The organism is Streptomyces sp. NPDC085927 (genome assembly GCF_044540975.1).
Classification (GTDB): Bacteria; Actinomycetota; Actinomycetes; order Streptomycetales; family Streptomycetaceae; genus Streptomyces; species Streptomyces hirsutus.
The window spans coordinates 288,854-309,176 of record NZ_JBITSN010000003.1 but is presented as its reverse complement, the minus strand read 5'-3'; the positions used below and the strand labels follow the sequence as shown (position 1 = coordinate 309,176).

At 72.9% G+C, this 20,323-nt stretch carries 13 protein-coding genes; 6 read left to right on the top strand and 7 right to left on the bottom strand.

Features of this window, described 5'->3' with window-relative positions; genetic code table 11:
- Window positions 1-54 precede the first annotated feature (54 nt).
- Complete coding sequence (locus ACIF80_RS10380; RefSeq protein ID WP_399802626.1) at window positions 55-3,042, bottom strand: tetratricopeptide repeat protein; 2,988 nt, start codon at window positions 3,040-3,042, stop codon at window positions 55-57.
- A 200-nt stretch (window positions 3,043-3,242) separates the two neighbouring features.
- Here ACIF80_RS10380 and ACIF80_RS10375 point away from each other — a divergent pair, with 200 nt between their 5' ends.
- Together ACIF80_RS10375 and ACIF80_RS10370 are read left to right on the top strand one after the other, a co-directional pair.
- Window positions 3,243-3,704, top strand: coding sequence for a prevent-host-death family protein (locus tag ACIF80_RS10375; RefSeq protein WP_399801949.1), 462 nt, complete (start codon window positions 3,243-3,245; stop codon window positions 3,702-3,704).
- Window positions 3,701-4,054: a hypothetical protein gene (locus tag ACIF80_RS10370; RefSeq protein ID WP_399801948.1), complete on the top strand. Its 354-nt coding sequence runs from the start codon at window positions 3,701-3,703 to the stop codon at window positions 4,052-4,054. Before ACIF80_RS10375 ends, ACIF80_RS10370 begins: the two co-directional genes overlap by 4 nt.
- 37 nt (window positions 4,055-4,091) lie before the next feature.
- Here the strand turns inward: ACIF80_RS10370 and ACIF80_RS10365 are convergent, their stop codons facing one another.
- Window positions 4,092-4,673 (bottom strand): hypothetical protein, encoded by a 582-nt coding sequence (locus tag ACIF80_RS10365; RefSeq protein ID WP_399801946.1) that lies wholly within the window; start codon window positions 4,671-4,673, stop codon window positions 4,092-4,094.
- Between the two features lie 110 nt (window positions 4,674-4,783).
- A complete protein-coding gene (locus tag ACIF80_RS10360) occupies window positions 4,784-5,656 on the bottom strand; it encodes a DUF4231 domain-containing protein (RefSeq protein ID WP_399801944.1) in 873 nt (290 codons plus the stop codon).
- A gap of 128 nt (window positions 5,657-5,784) precedes the next feature.
- Between ACIF80_RS10360 and ACIF80_RS10355 the strand changes: the two genes are divergently transcribed.
- Window positions 5,785-8,634, top strand: coding sequence for a toll/interleukin-1 receptor domain-containing protein (locus ACIF80_RS10355; protein ID WP_399801941.1), 2,850 nt, complete (start codon window positions 5,785-5,787; stop codon window positions 8,632-8,634).
- Between the two features lie 65 nt (window positions 8,635-8,699).
- Here ACIF80_RS10355 and ACIF80_RS10350 read toward each other — a convergent pair whose 3' ends face one another.
- A complete protein-coding gene (locus ACIF80_RS10350) occupies window positions 8,700-11,291 on the bottom strand; it encodes a bifunctional FO biosynthesis protein CofGH (protein ID WP_399801938.1) in 2,592 nt (863 codons plus the stop codon).
- Between the two features lie 152 nt (window positions 11,292-11,443).
- Window positions 11,444-12,298, bottom strand: coding sequence for an LLM class F420-dependent oxidoreductase (locus ACIF80_RS10345; RefSeq protein WP_399801935.1), 855 nt, complete (start codon window positions 12,296-12,298; stop codon window positions 11,444-11,446).
- Window positions 12,299-12,529: 231 nt separating this feature from the next.
- On the opposite strand from ACIF80_RS10345, the gene ACIF80_RS10340 reads away from it, so the two are divergent.
- The 3 genes from ACIF80_RS10340 (at window position 12,530) to ACIF80_RS10330 (ending at window position 16,900) form a co-directional block, all read left to right on the top strand.
- The gene (locus tag ACIF80_RS10340; RefSeq protein WP_399801932.1) at window positions 12,530-12,946 is read left to right on the top strand and encodes a nitroreductase/quinone reductase family protein; all 417 of its coding nucleotides are present in this window, start codon (window positions 12,530-12,532) and stop codon (window positions 12,944-12,946) included.
- Window positions 12,947-13,337: 391 nt separating this feature from the next.
- Entirely contained in the window at window positions 13,338-16,352 is a 3,015-nt protein-coding gene (locus ACIF80_RS10335; RefSeq protein ID WP_399801930.1) for a BTAD domain-containing putative transcriptional regulator, read from the top strand.
- A 356-nt stretch (window positions 16,353-16,708) separates the two neighbouring features.
- Window positions 16,709-16,900 carry a hypothetical protein gene (locus ACIF80_RS10330; RefSeq protein WP_399801929.1) on the top strand — a complete coding sequence of 64 codons (192 nt, stop codon included), beginning with the start codon at window positions 16,709-16,711 and terminating at the stop codon, window positions 16,898-16,900.
- Window positions 16,901-17,036: 136 nt separating this feature from the next.
- Here the strand turns inward: ACIF80_RS10330 and ACIF80_RS10325 are convergent, their stop codons facing one another.
- A complete protein-coding gene (locus ACIF80_RS10325) occupies window positions 17,037-17,585 on the bottom strand; it encodes a hypothetical protein (RefSeq protein WP_399801927.1) in 549 nt (182 codons plus the stop codon).
- Window positions 17,586-17,647: 62 nt separating this feature from the next.
- Window positions 17,648-19,993, bottom strand: coding sequence for a PQQ-binding-like beta-propeller repeat protein (locus ACIF80_RS10320; RefSeq protein ID WP_399801924.1), 2,346 nt, complete (start codon window positions 19,991-19,993; stop codon window positions 17,648-17,650).
- Window positions 19,994-20,323 lie beyond the last annotated feature (330 nt).

Here is a 20,323-nt window from a genome sequence, read left to right as displayed (position 1 = left end):
GACCTTCACCGGCCGTCCTCATGCGGCCCAGGAACGGCCGCGGCACCGGGGGCGTCAGTCGTGCCTCGCGTCGTCACGACGGCGTCGGACCTCGTCGCGTCGTGTCCGCGCCCACACGTACGCCGGGCTCAGTTCCAGAGCGCGGTCCAGGTCCCGCAGGGCCTCGTCGTGCCGGCCGAGGCAGGACAGGGACACTCCCCTGCTCGCGAAGGCCGACGCGTACCCGGGGTCCAGGGCCAGGGCCCGGTCGTAGTGGGCGAGGGCCTCCTCGTCGCGGCCGGCGGCGTGGAGGGCGTCGCCGCGTTCGCAGTGCGCCCAGGGCGAGTCGGGCTGCAGGAGGACCGCGCGGTCCAGGTCGGCGAGCTGCCGGACCGGGTCACCGGCCTCCCGCCAGGCGCGGGCCCGGCGGATGAGGGCCCAGGAGTAGTCGGGCCTGAGTTCCAGGGCACGGCCGAGGTCGGCGAGCGCGGCGGCCGGGTTGCCGAGGGCGAGGCGGGTGGCGCCGAGGGAGGCCCAGGCGTAGGAGTGCACCGGGTCCAGGGACAGCGCCTCGCGCAGATACCGCAGCGCGGCCGGGTACATCTGGCGGGCCCGGTGGTACTCCCCCATCAGCGCGAGGATCCCGGCGTCGTCCGGGGCGAGGGCGGCGGCCCGCCGCAGGTGGAAGAGGGCGGCGGCGTAGTCGCCCCGGGTGGCCAGGGCGACCGCCTGGCTCCGGTGGATGCGTACCGCGGTCTGCGGGGGCAGCACCACGTCCTGCCAGTCGGGCGACTCGTGCTCTCCCCCGGCCGGTGCGCCGTCCGGCAGCACGTCCTCGTCCGGTGCGCCGTCCGGCGGCACGTCCTCGTCCAGCGCGCCGTCCGGCAGCGCGCCGGCCGGTGCGGGGCTGCCCCACGCCCCGCCGGGCCCGCCCGACCACGCCCCGCCGGCCTCGTCCGTCCACACCTCGTCGTCCGGCACAGTACTGTCCGGCGGGGGGTCGCCCCAGGGGGCTTCGTCCCAGGTCGTGTCGTCCCGGGTCGTGTCGCTCCAGGTCGTGTCGTCCCGGGTCGTGTCGCTCCAGGTGTCCTCCTCCGGCGCTGTGCCGGGCGGGGCGGCTTCGGGCGGCGAGGTCTCCCACGGCAGGGCACGCGACAGCACGTCCCCGGGCGGCGGAGCGCTGTACGGGCCCGTGTGCTGCGGCTCTTCGCCGTACCGGCCCGTGTGCTGCGGCTCTTCGCCGAGCGGCTCCCCACTCTGCGGCCACTGCTCGGGCGGCGGGGCTTGCGCCGGTACCGCCGCGGGTTGCGCGGCGCGGTTCACCGGGGCTGCCAGCAGGTCGCGGTCATCGTCGGCCGTCGGGTGCCGGCGGAGACGTCGGCCCGCGTCCATCGCGTCGCGGCGCGACGTGTGCGAGGGCGGGGCCGGGCTCGGGAGCCGGTCCAGCAAGCGGACCATGACGGCGTGCGTGCCGCCTTCGTCGAGCGCCTCCGACAGGTCCCGGCCCCATCGGGCCACGGCCTCCAGGTCCGCGTCCCGCCCGGCGTCCTCCAGGAGCCGGATCCACCGTCCCGCTACGGACTCGTCCTGGTCGCAGGCCTCCACGAGGTCCCGCAGGACCTGCGCCGGCATGGACCGCTCCCGCGCGCACAGCAGGTGGTACGACTCCGCGAGCCGCAGTTCCCGCCACTCCTCGTCGGCCCACAGCTCCGCGGTGTCCCGTCCGGCCCCGGCCTCCTCGCGCCACTGCCCGAACACCGCCGCCAGCCGCCGCTGCCGCCCGGCCCACGCGCGCGGGAACCAGCCGCGCTGCAGACGGAGCATGGGCGCGCGGACGACATCGTGGTACCGGAGCCGCGACGCCTGCCCGCCGACGAAGGGGAGCTCTCTCAACCACCCGTACAGCTCGTCCAGTCGGCCTTCGTCGTATTCGTTTCCGCTGTGCGCGTTCTCGCGCTCGCGCCCCGCCAGGGCGGCCCCGAACACGTCGGCGTCCAGCCACCGGGGCAGTGCGCCCGCCAGGGCGGCGGCCCTGCGCACGGGGTCCTGCTCCCACTTCAGGAACCGGTCGACCGCCGTGGCGCTGGGGTCCTCCACGTCTTCGGGGCCGGTGGGCCGGCTCTCGGCGAGGGTCGACACCAGGACCGGCAGCCCGCCGGTGAGCCGGAGCACCTCGGTGACGACGGGATCGGCGACGACGCCCCGTGCGGCGAGCAGTCCGCGCACCTCCGCCTCCGTGAACGGTGCGAGCGGGAGGGCGGCCATGTGGTCCGCGAACCCGCTCCACCGGGCGGGGTCGGCGCGACGCTGGCCGGCGGTCACCACGACGAGCGTGGCGGGAAGCAGGCCGTGGCGGTCGGTCGTCATGAGGTCGTGCAGCCAGCCGTCGAGGAAGCGGCCGGTCTGCTCGTAGGTGTCGAGGAACAGGACGGTCCACGGTACGTCCGAAGCCGCGCCGGACAGCTCGTTCACCAGGACCGGGGTGAGGGCGCTCTCCGGGGAGAGGACGAGTTGCACGTCCTCGTGGCTGCGGAAGCGTGCGCTCAGCCCGGCCCGTAACCGGTCGGCGCCCTGGGCGAGTTGGGCGGGGTCGAGGACACCGGCGAAGGGGCCGACGCCGGGGATCAGGCCCAGTCCGGCGAGTCCGGCCCGCGCGACGGTCATGCTTCCGGCCGACGGGGTCCCCTCCGGTTCCGGGGCCATCGCGGCGAGCGCGGCCGCCTCCGCCTCGTGGAGCCGCTCCCGGTGGCTGACGAGCAGACGCTCCAGGTCCTTGAACCGGTGCCCCTGTGCCGCGAACTGACGGCACATCGATCCCAGTGCCTCGGGCACGCTCCCCACGCTCTCGTCGACGTACGCCGTCAGCGCACCGCGCTCCCGCGCGATCTGCTCGAACTCACGGACCAGGAAGGTCTTTCCGACGCCCGCGTTGCCGTGTACGTGAAAGAGGAACCGGTGCCGTTCGTCCTCGGGCGGGGTGTCGAAGTTCGCCCGGAACAAGTCCAGTTCGGCACTACGGGCCACCAGTCCGGCACGTCGGCGGCGCTGGATCAGTTCCTGCATCGACAGTCGCGCCTGCGCCACCCGTACGCCCCTTCACCCCGAGACCGACGGACCCATTCTGACCCAGCACCCACGCGCCACGGGCTGTCACAGGGGGAGAAACCCATCATGTCCACCGCCGCTCCATACGGCGCGCGAGCACGACGAAAGGTGACGCCATCGATTGACTTCGGAATATGTTCCGAAGTATGGTTCCCTGCATGCCCACACCTACGGTCGCCTTCTCAGAACTCTCGAAGAACTCGAGACGTGTCGCCGAAACACTCGACCGGGCCCATCGCGTGCACATCACACGCCGGGACGGCGAGGACCTCTACCTGACCACAGCCCGTCATGATCAACAGCGCGAGGAAACCGCGGACGTCACGGCCCGCCTCCTCTCCGCTCTCGTGCGCAGCGATACCGGTGAGCGGGCCATACAGCGCGCGCTCCCCTCGGTCTTCCCCTGGGTCCGTCACCTGTCCACGGAAGAACTACGGCAGCTGGTGACCGATCTCATCGACGCCACGCACGATGTCGCCCAGCTGGACATCCACGGCGAACTCCACCGCGTCATCGTCGAATGGCGCGCGACGGCCCGCATCCTCGCCGACCCCGAACTCACCGCACAGCTCACCCGCCGACTGCCGGACGAGGACCATGGCGAGGTGACCGCGCCGTGACCCCGAAGCGCGGTGACGACGTCGCTCCACCCTCTGTGGGCGAGGAATGGCACCTGCGATTCGCGACGAACGAGGCAGCGAAGGGGTGGGGCGAACTGGGTGCGGAGGCGCCGGGAAACACACGCCGCTGTTTCGAGGCCCTGCGCACTGATCCACTGTCCCGAGCCGACCTCGATCGTCAGCACCGGCTGCGCGGCCGACTGGCCACGGGCAACCTTCGCGGCCAGGACTTGGCCCAGTGGGAGTACGAAGTGACGGCAGGCGGCCGGGTTCGCTACCTCGTCGACGAAGAGCGCCGGACGGTCCACCTCGTGTACGCGTCCACCCGGCATCCCAAGGACACCGACTGATCACCCGAGGTGTCGTCGGGTCGGCCGGGGTGTGCCGCTACTCGACGACCCGGACCGTCGTGCCCGTGGTGCCGAAGGTCCACAGGGCCTCGCCGTCGGCCTTGGGCACGCGGATGCCGCCGGTCAGGCGGCCTTCGGCGGGCGGGGGCGAGGAGCCGTCGACGGCGTTGGAGAAGGCGATGGAGACGCCGGACTTCGCGGCGAAGTAGACGATGTGCTCGATGTCCACGCCGTCGCTGCCGGTCGTGGCCTCGGTGCGGGTGCCGATCGTGTACGTACCGGGGTCGGGGGCGACCGTGCCCGGCCAGACCTCGAAGGAGCGGCGGGGGGCGTCGCTGGCGTCGACCAGCCACACCTGCTGGGTGTCGAGGGAGTAGACGATACGGCGGCCGGTGCCGGAGTCGGCCGGGACCGCCGACGCGTCCGCCCCCTTCTCCTTCTCCTTCTCCTTCGGTTCGGCGGACGGTTTCGCGTCCGCCGTCGCCGGCGTGCTCGGGCGGCTCGTGGACGCGGTGGGCCTCGTCCCCTGGTCCGCCTGGACACCCAGGACCGCCACTACGGCTATCGCCCCCGTGGTCAGCCCGGTCACCCAGGCCCACGAAGGAAGACGGGCAGGCACCGGTACGCATCTCCTAGGTCGGGCGGAATTCCGACCCCCTGACATCAGGAACACCAAGGGTTCGATCATCGTACTGCGAGCGGAGAGCAGCCCGTATGGCCGGTTTCCGGTCAGGCGACCCCACGGGAGGCCCGCCACATCGTGTGCTCGCGGCTGATCGCGTCCTCGGCGTCCGCCACCTCCTCGGCCCATTCCGCGTCGTCGGCTCGGGCAAGGCGTCCGTGGATCACGCTCAGTTCGGTGGCCGCGAAGGTGTACGCGCGCCCCAGCGTCTCGTACTGCCGGACCGCCAGCCATGCCGAGCCTGCCCCCAGTACGGCGGCGAGGATGCCCGCCAGGTCGAAGGCGAACAGTTCGAGGAGTCGCAGGACCGCCGCCGTCAGTCCCAGCCCTTCGATGCCGATGAGCACCAGGCGCCACCGTCGGGCATGCGTCACGTTCGCCGCCGCCTTGGTCGAGTACCACTGCTGCTGGTCCTCGATGCGGTACCGCAGGTACGCCTGTCTGCGGTCGGCGAAGGAGCGGGACCTCAGCGATCTCATGGCATCGGTGACGGCGATCGACCCCAACGGGGCCAGACCGGAGACAGGAGCCTCCCGCAACAGGTCCCGCAGGCGCTCGTGGAACCGGCGATCGGCGTCGCCCTCCGAAAGATCCGCGGGGAACGGGGCGCCCCCCACCGCGAACCGCCAGGCCAGGGTCTTCGTGGACTCGGCGAGGGCACGGCCGTCGTACCAGGACTGCTCGGGGCGCTCCGACAGCAGCCAGACCTCCACGCAGATCGTCAGGACGAAGACGACGACCAGACCGATGGCGGCCGCGCGGTGGTCGAGGGCGCCGCACAGGGCCGCGCCGACGGCCAGGAGCAGCCGGAGCTTCGTGCCCCGGACGTAGTTCCGCTGTCCGGTCAGTGAGGCGGTGTCCGAGGACCGGAACACCACCGGAAGGTCGTCCTCTCGCAGGCCCGGCACCGCGCCGCTCACGCGCCCTCCCCCTCCATTCCCCGCACAGGGAATTCAACTCACCTTTTGTACATGCTTATTGACGCTGCGTCGACAAGAATGACCCGTCCTGAGTTCGTCCGTACGAAAGGATGGGGGGAGTCCCTTCGATGCGTTACGCCGCGTTCATCTCGTACAGCCATCAAGCGGACGGTCAGCGGGCCCGGCACCTGAGACAGGCCCTGCACGGTTTCGCCAGACCCTGGAACCGGACGCGGGCGCTACGGGTGTTCCTGGACAACGCCGCGCTGTCGGCCGATCCGGGGCTGTGGAGCACCGTGGAGCAGGCACTCGCCGACTCCGAGTTCCTCGTCCTCCTCGCCTCGCCCGAGTCCGCCCGCTCGCCATGGGTCGGCAAGGAGATCACCTGGTGGCGGCAGGGGCCCCGCCCCGGCAAGCTCCTGCTCGTGGTCACGGGAGGGGAGGTGCACTGGGACCACGCGGCGGGCGACTTCGACTTCGAACGGTCCAGCTGCCTCAACGAGGCCCTGCGCGGCCACTTCACCGAGGAACCGCGGTGGGTGGACCTGCGCTGGATGGAGGCCGACCACTCCGGAGACCTGCGCGACCAACGTTTCCAGGAGTGCGTGGCGGATGTCGCGGCACCCCTGCACGCACGCCCCAAGGACGAACTGATCGGCGAGGACGTCTCCCAGCGCCGCAGGTTCCGGCGCTTCCGGCAGGGCATGCTGGCGGGAATGACGGCACTGGCCGTGCTGGCCACCTCGGCGGCGGTCTTCGCGTTCGTCCAGCGGGACGCGGCACGGGAGCAGGCCCGTCTCGCGACCGCCCGGCAGCTGGCGGCGACCGCGCTCAGCCTCAGCGGTGACGACCTCGAGGTCGCTTCGCTCCTGGCGCTCCAGTCGTACCAGTTGCAGAGGACTCCGGAGTCGTTGTCCGCGCTCTACCGGCTGAGCACCGAGAGTCCCCGGCTCGTCCGCTTCGTGCGCGCCGAGTCGACCGTGACGGCGCTGGCCTTCACCTCCTCGCCGAAGTACGTCGCCGTCGGCACGACGGACGGCGCGGTCGACATCTGGACGACCAACGGCAGCCGGCACGTGCGGACCGTCGACGTTCCCGGCACGGTCACCGCACTGCGGTTCAGCGACGACGACCGCATGCTCGCCGTCACCACCCGCGGGGGGACGACGCTGGTGCAGGACCTGCGCAGCGAGGGAAGCCCCCGGAAGCTGTCCGGCGGCGACGGCACGGCACAGGCCATGGCCTTCGTTCCCCGCGGACACCGGTTGGCGACCGTCGACGGCCGAGGGACGCTCCGGCTGTACGGGGAGAAGGGCGGCAAGCCGGTCGACAGCGTCCGGACGGGGCACGACGGTTCCGTCATGAACATCACCTTCCTGGACGACTCCACCTACGGCACCGTGCTCTTCCTGTCCCATGCCGTGGGCTGGGACGTGTACGGCGACAAGGACGGGCGCACGACCAAGGTCGCCTCGTCGGACTCGACGGTCTATCCCTTCAACGACTACCTCACCGCGGCGTCGCCGACCGGCAACTGCTTCGGATTCGTGAAGAACAAAGGGGTGACTCTCTACTCGCCCGCGGAACTGATCCAGGGAGAGGCCGAAGGACGCGAGGCCGAGATCAGCGAGAGCTGCGGCGCACTGCCCGGCCAGCTCACTGCCGAGGCCGACGGCTTCGCGATCTCCGACGACGGCCGGGCCGCGATCGGCATGAGTGACGGCCTCGTCCTGACCACCTCGTCCTCTTCGGAACGCAACGCAGCGCTGGAGACGCTTTCCGGTGTCGAGGCTCCGTCGGTCCTCACTTTCTCCCCCGGCGAGGGCAACCGGCTCGCCTCGGCCGACGGCGACACCGTCGCGCTGTGGTCCCTGGAGCGGCCGGGGCCGACGGCGCACCGTTTCGGGTTGCCGCTGACCCGCGTCGCTGTTCATGCACGGCAGCCTCCGCTGGCCGTGGGGCCGGGCGGGAGTCTCGCCTGGAGTGACTCCCAGGGTTTCGAGACCACGGGAAATCCGCGAGCCTGGAAGCCGGGCGACCCCGCCGACAGCACCGTCGCCGGGCAGGGAGAGCAGGGTATGTACGACACGCTCGCCTATGACAAGAGTGGCCGGACCCTCTACACAACCACCGGCGACACCCTGGAAATGTGGGCCGTGTCTCCGCACACACTGGCAAGGAAGCGCTCGGTCAAACTGGCGCGAGACCTCGACTTCGACGGACTGACCCACATCGCCGCCCGGCCCGACGGCAAGGTCGCAGTGGTGCCGCCCAATGGCTCCGTGCTGATCGTCGACCCCGCCACCGGCGAACGGGCGACGGCGGTGAAACCCCGCCCCTCGGACCTGACGGCCGAGGAGCGGGAAAAGTACGACCAGCGGCAGTTTTCGCGTGCGGTCGGCGAGGGGGGCTCTCTGGCCGCAGTGGCCGCGGACGGCCTCATCGATGTCCACGAACTGCCCTCCGGGAAACGTCTGTTCCGGCTGGACACCGGCGGCTCGACGGTCAGCGACATGTTCATGTCGGAGCGGAACCGCACCTTGTTCGCCGTCGTCGACGACAAGGTCCTGCAGAGCTGGGACCTGGCCACGGGCGACCTGCGCTGGCGTTCGGACGGCGCGGGCGCGTACGGCGTGACCGCGGACCCGGGCGGACGCTGGGTGGCCACCCTGGCCGGGAACGGAACCGTCTGGCTGTGGAACGCCCGGTCGGGCGACCGGCTGGGCAGCTTCGTGGTGCCGACGGCGCCCACGGCCGTCGGCCTCGGGCAGAGCGGCTCCCAGACCTCGCTGGCCTTCTCACCCGACGGCAGGACCCTGTGGTCCGTCACCCAGGGCGGCGAGATGCTGGCCTGGGACACCTCCGCCGACGCATGGACCAAGCAGTTGTGCGCCCGCGTGGGCCGCACCCTCACGGAGTCCGAGCGCAACCGTTACCTGACTTCCCTGTCCGACGGGAACACGGCGTGCGGTGAGTGAGCAGGGATTTGGCGGGGCGAGGGCTTGAGGGGACGGGGCGGCCGGGTGGGCCGCCCCGCCGCCCCTCAGTCCAGCACCGGCAGCAGTTCCGGCAGGTGGCCGTCCGAGGCGCGGGCCGCCTGCTGCCGTTCCTCGGGGACCTCGCCGTACAGGGTGGTGCGGGGCCTGGCCGGGCGGCCCGCCGCCTCCGCCACCGCGATCAGGTCCTTGACGGACTTGTACGAACCGTAGGAGGAGCCCGCCATGCGGGAGATGGTCTCCTCCATGAGGGTGCCGCCCAGGTCGTTGGCGCCGGAGCGGAGCATCTCCGCCGCGCCCTCCGCGCCCAGTTTCACCCAGCTGGTCTGGATGTTGGGGATGTGCGGGTGGAGCAGGAGACGGGCCATCGCCGTGACCGCGCGGTTGTCGCGGACCGTCGGGCCGGGGCGGGCGATGCCGGCCAGGTAGACGGGGGCGTTGGTGTGGATGAAGGGGAGGGTGACGAACTCCGTGAAGCCGCCGGTGCGCTGCTGGATGCCGGCCAGGGTGCGCAGGTGCCCCAGCCAGTGGCGGGGCTGGTCGACGTGGCCGTACATCATCGTCGAGGAGGAGCGGATGCCCAGGCCGTGGGCCGTCTCGATGACCTCGATCCAGGTGGCCGCCGGCAGTTTGCCCTTGGTCAGGATCCAGCGGACCTCGTCGTCGAGGATCTCCGCCGCCGTGCCGGGGACGGTGTCCAGGCCGGCCTCCTTGGCGGCGGTCAGCCATTCGCGGATCGACAGGCCGGTGCGGGTGGCGCCGTTGACCACCTCCATCGGGGAGAAGGCGTGTACGTGCATGCCGGGGACGCGTTCCTTCACCGCCTTCGCGATGTCGAAGTACGCCGTGCCGGGCAGGTCGGGGTGGATGCCGCCCTGCATGCAGACCTCCACCGCGCCCACGTCCCACGCCTGTTGGGCGCGGTCGGCCACCTGGTCCAGGGAGAGCGTGTAGGCGTCGGCGTCCGTGCGGCGCTGCGCGAAGGCGCAGAAACGGCAGCCGGTGTAACAGACGTTGGTGAAGTTGATGTTGCGGGTGACGATGTAGGTGACGTCGTCGCCGACCGCCGTCTTCCGCACGTCGTCCGCGATCCGGCACAGGGCGTCCAGCGCCGGGCCGTCGGCGTGCAGGAGGGCGAGGGCCTCGTCGTCGGTCAGCCGGGTCGGGTCGTCGGCCGCCGTCGCCAGGGCCTGGCGCACGTCGGTGTCGATGCGCTCGGGCCGCATGCCGGGGGCAGCGGCCTCGCGCAGGGCGCCCCAGTCGCCGTACACCTCGTCGAAGTCGTCGCGGCGGTCGGTGGTGCGGCCCTCGGTGTCGATGGTGCGGTGCAGGTCGGTACGGCCGGTGGCGGTGAACGCCTCGTCCGGCTCCTGCCACGGGTGGCCCTCGACCACCGCCCCCTCGCGCGCCAGGCCCGTGGCCGGGTCGGCGAGCGCCGCCACGTGCGGGCGCAGCCGCGGGTCCAGCCAGGGTTCGCCGCGCCGGACGAACTCCGGGTAGACGCAGAGACGCTCCCTCAGTTCGAAGCCGGCCGTGCGGGACCGTTCGACGAGTTCGTCGATCTGCGGCCAGGGGCGTTCGGGGTTCACGTGGTCGATGGTGAGCGGGGAGACCCCGCCCCAGTCGTCGATGCCGGCCGCGATCAGCCGCTCGTACTCGGAGTCGACGAGGTTGGGCGGGGCCTGGATGCAGGCGGTGGGGCCGAGGACGTGCCGGGCGACGGCGACCGCGGCGATCAGCGCGTCGAGTTCCGCGTCCGGCATGCCGCGCATCGCGGTGTCCGGCTTGGCGCGGAAGTTCTGGATGATCAGTTCCTGGATGCCGTGGTGGGCCCGGGAGATCTTCCGCAGCGCGAAGAGGGACTCGGCGCGCTCCTCGTACGTCTCCCCGATGCCGATGAGGATGCCCGAGGTGAAGGGGACCGAGGAGCGGCCGGCGTCCTCCAGGACGCGCAGGCGGACGGCGGGTTCCTTGTCCGGTGAGCCGTGGTGCGGGCCGCCGGGCTCGGACCACAGGCGGGTCGCGGTGGTCTCCAGCATCATGCCCATGGACGGCGCGACCGGCTTGAGGCGCTGGAAGTCGGTCCAGGTCATCACGCCCGGGTTCAGGTGGGGGAGCAGGCCCGTCTCCTCCAGGATGCGGATGGAGATGGCACGGACGTACGCGATCGTGTCGTCGTAGCCGTGCGCGTCGAGCCACTCGCGCGCCTCGGGCCAGCGGTCCTCGGGCTTGTCGCCGAGGGTGATGAGGGCTTCCTTGCAGCCGAGGGCGGCGCCTTTGCGGGCGACGTCGAGCACCTCGTCCGGCGACATGAACATCCCGTGCCCGGCGCGGCGCAGCTTGCCCGGCACGGTGACGAACGTGCAGTAGTGGCACTTGTCCCGGCACAGCCGGGTCAGCGGGACGAAAACGCTCTTCGAGTACGTGATCACTCCGGGCCGGCCCGCGGCCAGGAGCCCCGCGTCCCGGACCCGGGCGGCCGAGGCGCACAGGTCCTCCAACTGCTCACCGCGCGCCTGGAGCAGGACGGCCGCCTCGGTGACGTCGAGGGAGACACCGTCCCGTGCTCGTTTGAGGGCGCGGCGCATGGAGTTCCCGGTCGGGCCGGTTCCGGAGGTCGCGGATGCCGATGTCGTCATTCCTCGAGGATACGTTCGGGGTGATCAGGGCAAAGGGGGGCCATGAGGGGTGGCCGGAAGGTACTCGTCGGACGTCGGCGCCGGACGTCGACGCCGCACGCCGGCATCGGGCGTCGTCGGACGCCGGCCTCGGCTGTCGTCATCGGCCGTCGTCACCGGGCGTCGACGAACGGCTGGTACGCGTCCAGCGCCCGCAGTACCCCCGCCTCCCCCTCCGGCGGCAGCTGCACCACGACCTCCTCGATCCCCAGCCCGGCGTAGTGGGCGAGCTTGTCCGGGGTGGGCCGGACCGCGTACGGCACGACCTGGAGGGCGCCGGGGTCACGGCCGGCGTCGGCCCAGGCGGTGCGCAGCGCGGGCAGGGACTCGGACAGGCCGCGTCCGCCGATCGGCAGCCAGCCGTCGGCGTACGCGCAGATGTGCGTGAACAGTTTCGGCCCGGCCGCCCCGCCGACCAGGGTGCGCGGTCCGACGACCGGGCCGCGCGGCTTCTGCACCGGCTTGGGGTGCGCGAAGCTGGCCCGGACGCTGCCGAACTCGCCTTCGTACGCGGTCGGTTCCTCCGACCAGAGGGCCTGCATCAGACCCATCCGGTCCCGGACCAGCTCACGCCGCGTCCGCCATTCCACCCCGTGGTCGGCGGCCTCCTCGACGTTCCAGCCGAAGCCGACCCCGAGGGTGAACCGGCCGCCGGAGAGGTGGTCGAGGGTGGCGATCTGCTTGGCCAGGTCGATCGGGTCGTGCTGCGCGGCGAGCGTGATGCCGGTGCCTATGCCGAGCCGCTCGGTGACGGCCGCGGCCTGCCCGAGCGCGACGAACGGGTCCAGGGTGCGGGTGTACTCCCGGGGCAGCTCGACGCCCGCCGGGTACGGGGAGGTCCGCTCGACGGGGATGTGCGTGTGCTCGGGCAGATACAGCCCGGCGTACCCGCGCTGCTCCAGCTCGGGGGCGAGCCGGGTGGGGGTGATCGTCTCGTCGGTGAGGAAGATCGTGACGGCGATGCGCATGAGCGGCCTTTCGTACGCGGACGACGACGTCATCAATACCCGGGCCCGGCCCATCTGTCCATACCGACCGGTCGGAATAGACCCCGTGGAGGGCGTGGAGGGAATGGAGGGCGTGGAGGGCGTGGAGGGGAAGAGCCGGAAGGACGGACGCCGAGCGGCGGGCCCGCCGCCGGAGGTTCCGGCCGTGTTCACGCACCCGGTCCTCCTGGCCGCCGGTAGGCTCCCGGGGCCATGAGCCGTCACGCCGAACGCAAGTACCGGGCGGTCACCGCCGTCCAGCGCAGGATCGGCAATCCCGTCCTGCGCCGACTCCCGTTCCAGACCCTGCTGGAGACCACGGGCCGTGTCTCCGGGCTGCCGCGGCGCACTCCGGTGGGCGGGCGGCGGGTCGGCGACTCCTTCTGGCTGGTGTCGGAGTTCGGCGAGCGGTCCCAGTACGTCCGCAACATCCGCGCGGATCCCCGGGTGCGGGTCCGCGTCCGGGGCCGCTGGTACACCGGCACCGCCCACCCGCTGCCCGACGACGACCCCCTCGCCCGCCTGCGCACGCTGCCCCGCGGGAACAGCCTCGCGGTGCGGGCGATGGGGGCGGAACTGCTGACGGTACGGGTGGATCTGGACGACCGGGACGGTCTCCACCCCGCATAGCCGGCCGTGCGCGTCGGACCCGCACCGCTTCTCGGCCGTCCGGCCATTCGGCTTCTCGGCCTCCGGCCGTCCGGCCGTCGCAGGCGCGCGCACGCCCGACAGGGTGAGCCGGCGGGGCGCGGACGGTCCGGGGCACCGCAGCGTCGATTTGATGGCCCGTCGACAAGGCTGAAGAGCATGGAGAACCGGGCCATGGGCGGGCCCGTGGCGGTGGCGTGTGCGCGCACGCCACCGCCACGCCCGCGCACCGCCCGTGCGTACGTGTGCGCAGAAGGTGTGAGGGCCTTGTGGACCGTGCGCGCGCCCGTGTGATCGCCGTCTCGCACGGCTGCCGCATCCGTCACGAACAAGGCAGACTGGCGTGGTTGTTGAGGATGCATAGGGGGACTGCATGGACGGTGCACCGCGAGTGCCGGAGCAGCGGCGTCCCGGTTCGCCGGCGGAGCCGTCGACATCGCCGAAGTCAGCGGTGGAACCAGGGACATGGGAGTCACCGGAGCCGTCGGTGCTGCGCTTCAGCGTGCTCGGTCCGGTGCGCGCCTGGCGCGACGGTGAGCCCGTCGGCACCGGCAGTCCGCAGCAACGCGCTCTGCTCGCCGCCCTGTTGCTCCGCGGGGGGCGTACGGCGACGGCGGCCGAGCTGATCGACGCCCTGTGGGGCGAGGAGCCTCCCTCGCAGGCGCTGGCGGCGGTCCGTACGTACGCGTCCCGGCTGCGGAAGGCGCTGGGGCCCGGCGTTCTGGTCAGCGAGTCCGGCGGATACGCGGTGCGCGGGACGGATGAGGGCGCGCTGGACGTCGTGGTGGCGCAGGGGCTGGCCGCCGATGCCGAGCGCGCGAAGAACGGCGGGGACCTGTGCGCGTCCCGTACGCTCCTGGACCGCGCCCTCGCCCTGTGGGACGGCGAGACGCTGGCGGGCGTACCGGGTCCGTACGCCCGGGCGCAGCGGGTGCGGCTGGAGGAGTGGCGGCTCCAGCTCGCCGAGACCCGGCTGGACATGGACCTGGAGCAGGGCTGCCACGCGGAGGCCGTCTCGGAGCTGACGGCGCTCACGGCGGCGCACCCGCTGCGCGAACGCCTGCGCGAGCTGCTGATGCTGGCGCTGTACCGCAGCGGACGCCAGGCGGAGGCGCTGGCGGTGTACGCGGACACCCGCCGCCTGCTCGCCGACGAGCTGGGCGTGGACCCGCGTCCCGGTCTCCAGGAGCTCCAGCAGCGCATCCTGCGGGCGGACTCCCAGCTGGCGGAGCCCTCCTCCCCCGCTCCGCCCGAGCCGGCGGCCGCCCCGGTCCGGCCCGCCCAGCTCCCGGCCACCGTGCCCGACTTCACCGGCCGTTCGTCCCTCGTGCGTGAACTCGGCGCGATCCTCGCCTCGGCCGAGGGCCGGGTGATGGCGGTGTCCGCGGTGGCCGGGATAGGCGGCGTCGGCAAGACGACCCTCGCCGTGCACGTGGCCCATCAGGCGCGGACCGTGTTCCCCGACGGCCAGCTGTACGTCGACCTCCAGGGCGCGGGCGCCCGGGCGGCCGAACCGGAGACGGTCCTCGGCTCCTTCCTGCGTGCCCTCGGCACACCGGACTCCGCCGTGCCGGACTCGCTGGAGGAGCGGGCGGCGCTGTACCGCTCGGTGCTGGACGGCCGCCGGGTGCTGGTGCTGCTGGACAACGCGCGCGACGCGGCCCAGGTACGCCCCCTGCTGCCGGGCACGGAGGGCTGCGCGGCGCTGGTGACGTCCCGGGTGCGGATGGTGGACCTGGCCGGCGCCCATCTGGTCGACCTGGACGTGATGTCCCCGGACGAGGCGCTGTCCCTGTTCACGAGGATCGTGGGCGAGGAACGGGTCGCGTCGGAGCGCAAGGCGGCGCTGGACGTCGTGGCCGCGTGCGGTTTCCTCCCGCTGGCCATCCGTATCGCGGCCTCCCGCCTCGCGGCCCGCCGCACCTGGACGGTGTCCGTGCTGGCGGCCAAGCTCGCCGACGAGCGCCGCCGCCTGGACGAACTGCAGGCCGGCGACCTCGCGGTGAAGGCCACCTTCGAACTCGGCTACGGCCAGCTGGAGCCCGCCCAGGCCCGCGCCTTCCGCCTGCTCGGCCTGGCCGACGGCCCCGACATCTCCCTGGCGGCGGCCGCGGCCGTCCTGGACCTCCCGGCGGACGACACGGAGGACCTGCTGGAGTCCCTGGTGGACACCTCCCTGCTGGAGTCCGCCGCACCCGGCCGCTACCGTCTCCACGACCTGGTCCGCCTCTACGCCCGTGCCTGCGCCGAACGCGACGAGCAGCCCCCGGGCGAGCGTGCCGCCGCCCTGTCCCGCCTGCTCGACTTCTACCTGGCGACGGCCGCCGGCGTGTACGCGATCGAGCGGCCGGGCGACCGGCTGACCGATCATCTGGCCGCCACCGACCATCCCGGACTGCGCTTCCCCGACCGCAAGGCGGCGCGGGACTGGCTCTACACCGAGGCGAACTGCCTGCTGTCCTTCGCCCGCCAGTGCGCCGACCTGCCGGACACGCTGCGCCGGAGCGTCGACCTGCTGTGGACCGCCGTGGACCTGTCGGAGTCGGGGGCCAACTCCAAGGAGTACGAGGCCACCGCGCGGACCCTCCACGACGCCGCCCGGAAGGCGGGCGTCGCGCAGACCGAGGCGCGGGCGCTGATGACGCTGGCGCACGCGCACCTCGACGGCGGCCGGTTCGACCTGGCCGACGAGGAGGCCGAGCAGGTCGTCCGTCTCGCGCGGCGGGCCGACGACCTGCTGCCCGTGTGCTGGGCCCGCAACGCCCGCGGGGTGATCGCCCTCTACCAGGGCCGCACCGAGGCCGGCGAGGAGCATCTGACCCACGCCATCGCGCACTTCCGGACGCTGGGCGACCGCCCCGGTGAGGCGAGCGCGCTCTGCAACCTCTCGCGGGTCCGGCTCGCCGCGGGCAGCACCGGCAGCGCCGTGGCGCTCGCCCAGGAGGGCATGGAGATCTACGACGCCATGGGCAACTCCCTGCGCGGCGCGAACGGCCGCTACGCCCTCGGCATGGCGCTCACCCAGAGCCACCGGCTCGTCGACGCGGCCGACCGGCTCCTGGAGGCGCTGGAGGTCTTCCGCGACAGCAGGCAGCGGCTGTGGGAGGGCATGACCCTGTTCCGCCTGGCGGAGGTCGACATCGCAGGGCGGCGGTACGCCCAGGCCGCGGCGAACGCCGAGATGGCGCTGACGGTGCTGCGCGGCATCGGCGGGCAGTGGCGGCGCGGCAACGTCCTGACAGTGCTGGGACACGCCCTCACCGGCGTCGGCCACACGGGGCGCGCCCGCGTCTGCTGGGAGGAGGCGGTCCGCATCTACGAGGCGCTGGAGTCGCCCGAGGCGGCGACGGTACGGGCCCTGCTGACGCCGGTCGGGGAGGCCGCCTGAGGGGCGGCGCGGCGGGGCCGCCCGGCGCCCTCGGCAGGGTCCTCGACGGGCTCCTCGACGGGGTGGCCCGAGGCCCGTCGTCGCGGCGTTCATCGTTCGTTTATCGCCGGGCGCGAGGATAGTGCCAGTCGATCCGTCGCGTCGGGGGGCAGGCGGGTCGTCAGGAGAGGCCGCAACACCGGCCCACCAGGGTCTTTCGTTTGGATCAGGCCGGATCCGGGGGAATGCGAGCCCGGCATGGTCCGAGCGGGAGGTCCTGGGGGCCGAGCGGCCGAAACGGTCCGTCCGGTCACTCTCGGGGGAGTGCCCGGACGGACCGGACGACAGGAACACCACACAGGGGAGCAGGAAGAATCATGAGCGACGAGCAGGTCGTCAAGCCGCAGGGTGACATCCACGCCACGTCGGAGCCGCTCGGCACCAAGGCCGAGGACGGCGGGACCGAGAACGGCGGCGCCACCACCCAGGGCGACATCCACGCCACGGGCGAGCCGTTGGAGACCAAGGACATCCACGCCACGTCGGAGCCCTTCAAGCCGGCCCGGTAGGCGGGCCGCACCGCACAAGGAATCGGAGGGGCCGCGACGGCGCGGAGGGGGAGCCGTCGCGGCCCGTTCGCATGCCCAGGAAGAACAGTGGGGCCGGGCCGCCGGTCCGGGCCGCCGGCCCGTGTCCGGTGCCGGGTCAGCGGGCGGCCGGTGCGTACCGGTCGAGGTCGCAGACGGAGATCCGGGAGGCGCGCTTGCCGCTGCCGCCGACCTCCACCCGCGTGGTCACCGTGCCGTCGGCGATGACGGCGACCTGCTGCGACCGGGTGGAGAGGGTGTCCCCGGTCGGGTCCTCGAAGGCGACGGTCACGAGGAAGACGCCGTCGACGGTGTTGGGGTTGGTGACGCGGACGGTCGCGTACCGGGCCTTGTCCGAGGCACAGCTCAGCAGTTCCGTGGTGGCGTCCTGGAGGGACGCGGAGACGCTCCCGCTGCTGCCGGTGCTCCCACCGGTGCCGCCGCCGCCCGCGTCGTCGTAGTCGTAGCTGTCGTCGTCATCGTCGTCGTGGTGGCTTCCGCCTCCGGACGTCGACGACGAGCCCTGGTTCTGCGACGAACTGCTGCAACCGCCGCCGTCACCACCGCTGCCGCCGCCGTGACCGCGGCCGGTCGAGAAGCCGGTGAGGGCGAGGACGACCAGCGTCGCCACCGCCGTGAGCCTGAGCGTGTTCCCCCGTGACTGCATACGCACAGCCAACCGACGGTCTGTCACGAGCACGTCACTGACGGGCGACCGTCGCGCACCCGTCACGTCGTACGCGCCGTCCCCGTCCCCTTCTCCGCGTCCAGGGCGTAGACGCAGCGGTCCTTGCTGCAGGCGTAGACGACCCCGTCCCGGACGACCGGGGAGCCGGTGATCTCGCCGCCGGTCGCGAGCTTCCATCTCAGCCGGCCGTCGTCGGCCTTCAGGGTGTAGAGGAGGTGGTCGGTGGAGCCGAAGTGGATCCTGCCCTCGGCGACCGCGGGGGCGCCGACGATGTCGCCGCCGGCCTGGAAGCGCCACTTGGGCGTGCCGGTGACGGCGTCCAGGGTGTAGAGGCCCTTTCCGCTGCCGACGTGGACGTGCCCGGCGGCGACCAGGACCGGCTCCACGGAGGAGCGGGCCTCGGTGGCGATGCGCCAGCGGTCGCGGCCGTCGGTGGCGTCGAGGGCGTAGACCGTACCGAGGTAGTCGGCGAGGTACACGCCGCCGCCGGTGACGGCCGGGCCAGGGACGAAGACGGGCGGCGAGAGGAAGACCGCGGGGGCCTCGAAGTGCCAGCGGACGTGCCCGCCGGCGATGTCCAGGGCGAGGACGCGGGTGCCGGCGGAGACGTACACGTACCCGTCGGGCGCGGGGGTGAGACGGATGGGGACGCCTCCGCAGGAGGCCGCGTCGCCGATGGGGTACGACCAGCGCTCGTCGCCCGTGCGCGCGTCCAGGGCGCGCAGGCGGGCGTCCTGCCAGACGTAGACCGTGCCGTCGTGGACGGCGGGGCCGGCCTCCGGGGCCTCGAAGTCGGTCTGGCAGCCGGTGACCTCCCACAGCTTCTGGCCGGTGGACGCCTCCCATCCCTGCACGCCGCCGCCGCGGGTGCCGGTGACGACGGTGCCGCGGTCGGCCCGGAGGGAGTACACCCAGGCGTCCGTGGACAGCCGCCACAGGTCGCCGCCCTCGCGGGCGTCCAGGGCGAACAGGGTGGGGCCGTCGGAGGCGTGGATCCGGCCGTCGGCGACCGCCATCGACCAGGCGACGTCCCGGGTCTTGAACCGGCGCCGCCCGGTGGCCACGTCGAGGGCGTGCACCTCGAAGGAGGTGACGTAGACGAGGTCACCGGCGACGGACGGGGTGCCCCAGACGTCGTTGGACATCCGGAAGCGCCACGGCCGCCAGCCGCTCGGCTGTTCCGGTGCCGCGGCGGGCGCCCCGGCCGGGGCGGGGTCGGCGCCGTTGACACCGACGCGGGTCGTGGACCAGGAACCGGCGAGGGCGGCCTCCGGCGGGGGCGGCTTGACGGCGGCGGCGCGCACGTCCGCGACACGCGGGCCGGGACCGATGGGCACCGCGGCACCGGCCAGCCGGACCGGGCCCGGGTCGGGGGCGCCGACCGGCACCGGCGGAAGCGGCGGGACGACGGGGTCGTGCGGGGGCGGGGGCGGCACCGGAGGCAGGGCCGGAGGGCGGGCGCCGCCGACGGGGGCGGGGCGGCCGGGCGGACGGCCGTTGCGGCGGCCCTCGATCAGGCTCACCGCCTGCTCGGGCAGCCACGCGGAGGCCGTACCGCTGTCGTCGGAGCCGGATCCGAACAGGTGCGGGGCGAGCCGGGACTGGAGGTCGGCGGGGCTGGGCCGGGCCGGGGCCTCCATCTGCATGCAGGATTCGATCAGCGGGCGCAGCTCGTCCGGGAGACCGTCCAGGTCCGGGCCCTCGCGCAGCAGCATGAAGACCGTCTCGACCGGGTTCGCGCCGTGGAACGGGGCGTGTCCGGTGGCCGCGAAGACCAGGGTGGAACCGAGGGAGAACACATCGCTGGCGCCGGTGACGCTGCGGGAGTCCTTGGCCTGCTCGGGAGACATGTAGGCGGGGGTGCCGACGGCGACGTTCGTCATCGTCAGGCGGGTGTTCGACACACCGGAGGCGATCCCGAAGTCGATCACGCGCGGACCGTCCTCGACGACGAGGACGTTCGACGGCTTGAGGTCGCGGTGGACCAGCCCGGCGCCGTGGATGGAATGCAGCGCCTCCGCCACACCGGCCGCCAGCCAGCGCACCGCCTGGGCGGGAAGGGGCCCGCACTCGTTCACTATTTCCTCGAGAGAGGGCGCGGGGACGTACGCGGTCGCCAGCCACGGCACGGCGGCGCGCGGATCGGCGTCCACCACGGCCGCGGTGTAGAAACCGGAGACCGCGCGGGCCGCCTCCACCTCGCGGGTGAAACGGACGCGGAACAACTGGTCCTCGGCCAGCTCGGTGCGGACCGTCTTGATCGCCACGCGCCGGCCGGACGCCGAGCGCGCGAGATAGACCAGCCCCATGCCGCCGGCACCCAGCCGTCCCAGCACCTCGAACGGCCCAATACGCCGCGGATCGTGCTGCGTCAGCTGATCCACCACTTTGCCTGCCACCTCCCCGTACGAATCGCGCCACCACCTGTGCGCGACCGAAGTGCAGCGTCTCACCACCGCGGCCCCGTGGCGGCACGCACCCCGATTCTTCCTGTCCGGGGCGCTGGTTGCGAACCCGACGACATAGGGGGTGTCTAGTCTTATATACAAAGCAATGGGGTGGACAGGGGGCAGGGCGGGCGGCCGGCGAGACCGAAGGAGTGTCCGGGAGGACGGCCGCCGGGAGACCGAAGGGCCGTGCCGGGGCGGCCCGACGGGCATCCGGAGGACCCGGGGCGGGCGGTACGAGGGATTTCCCGGGACGGGAACGAACGCGTC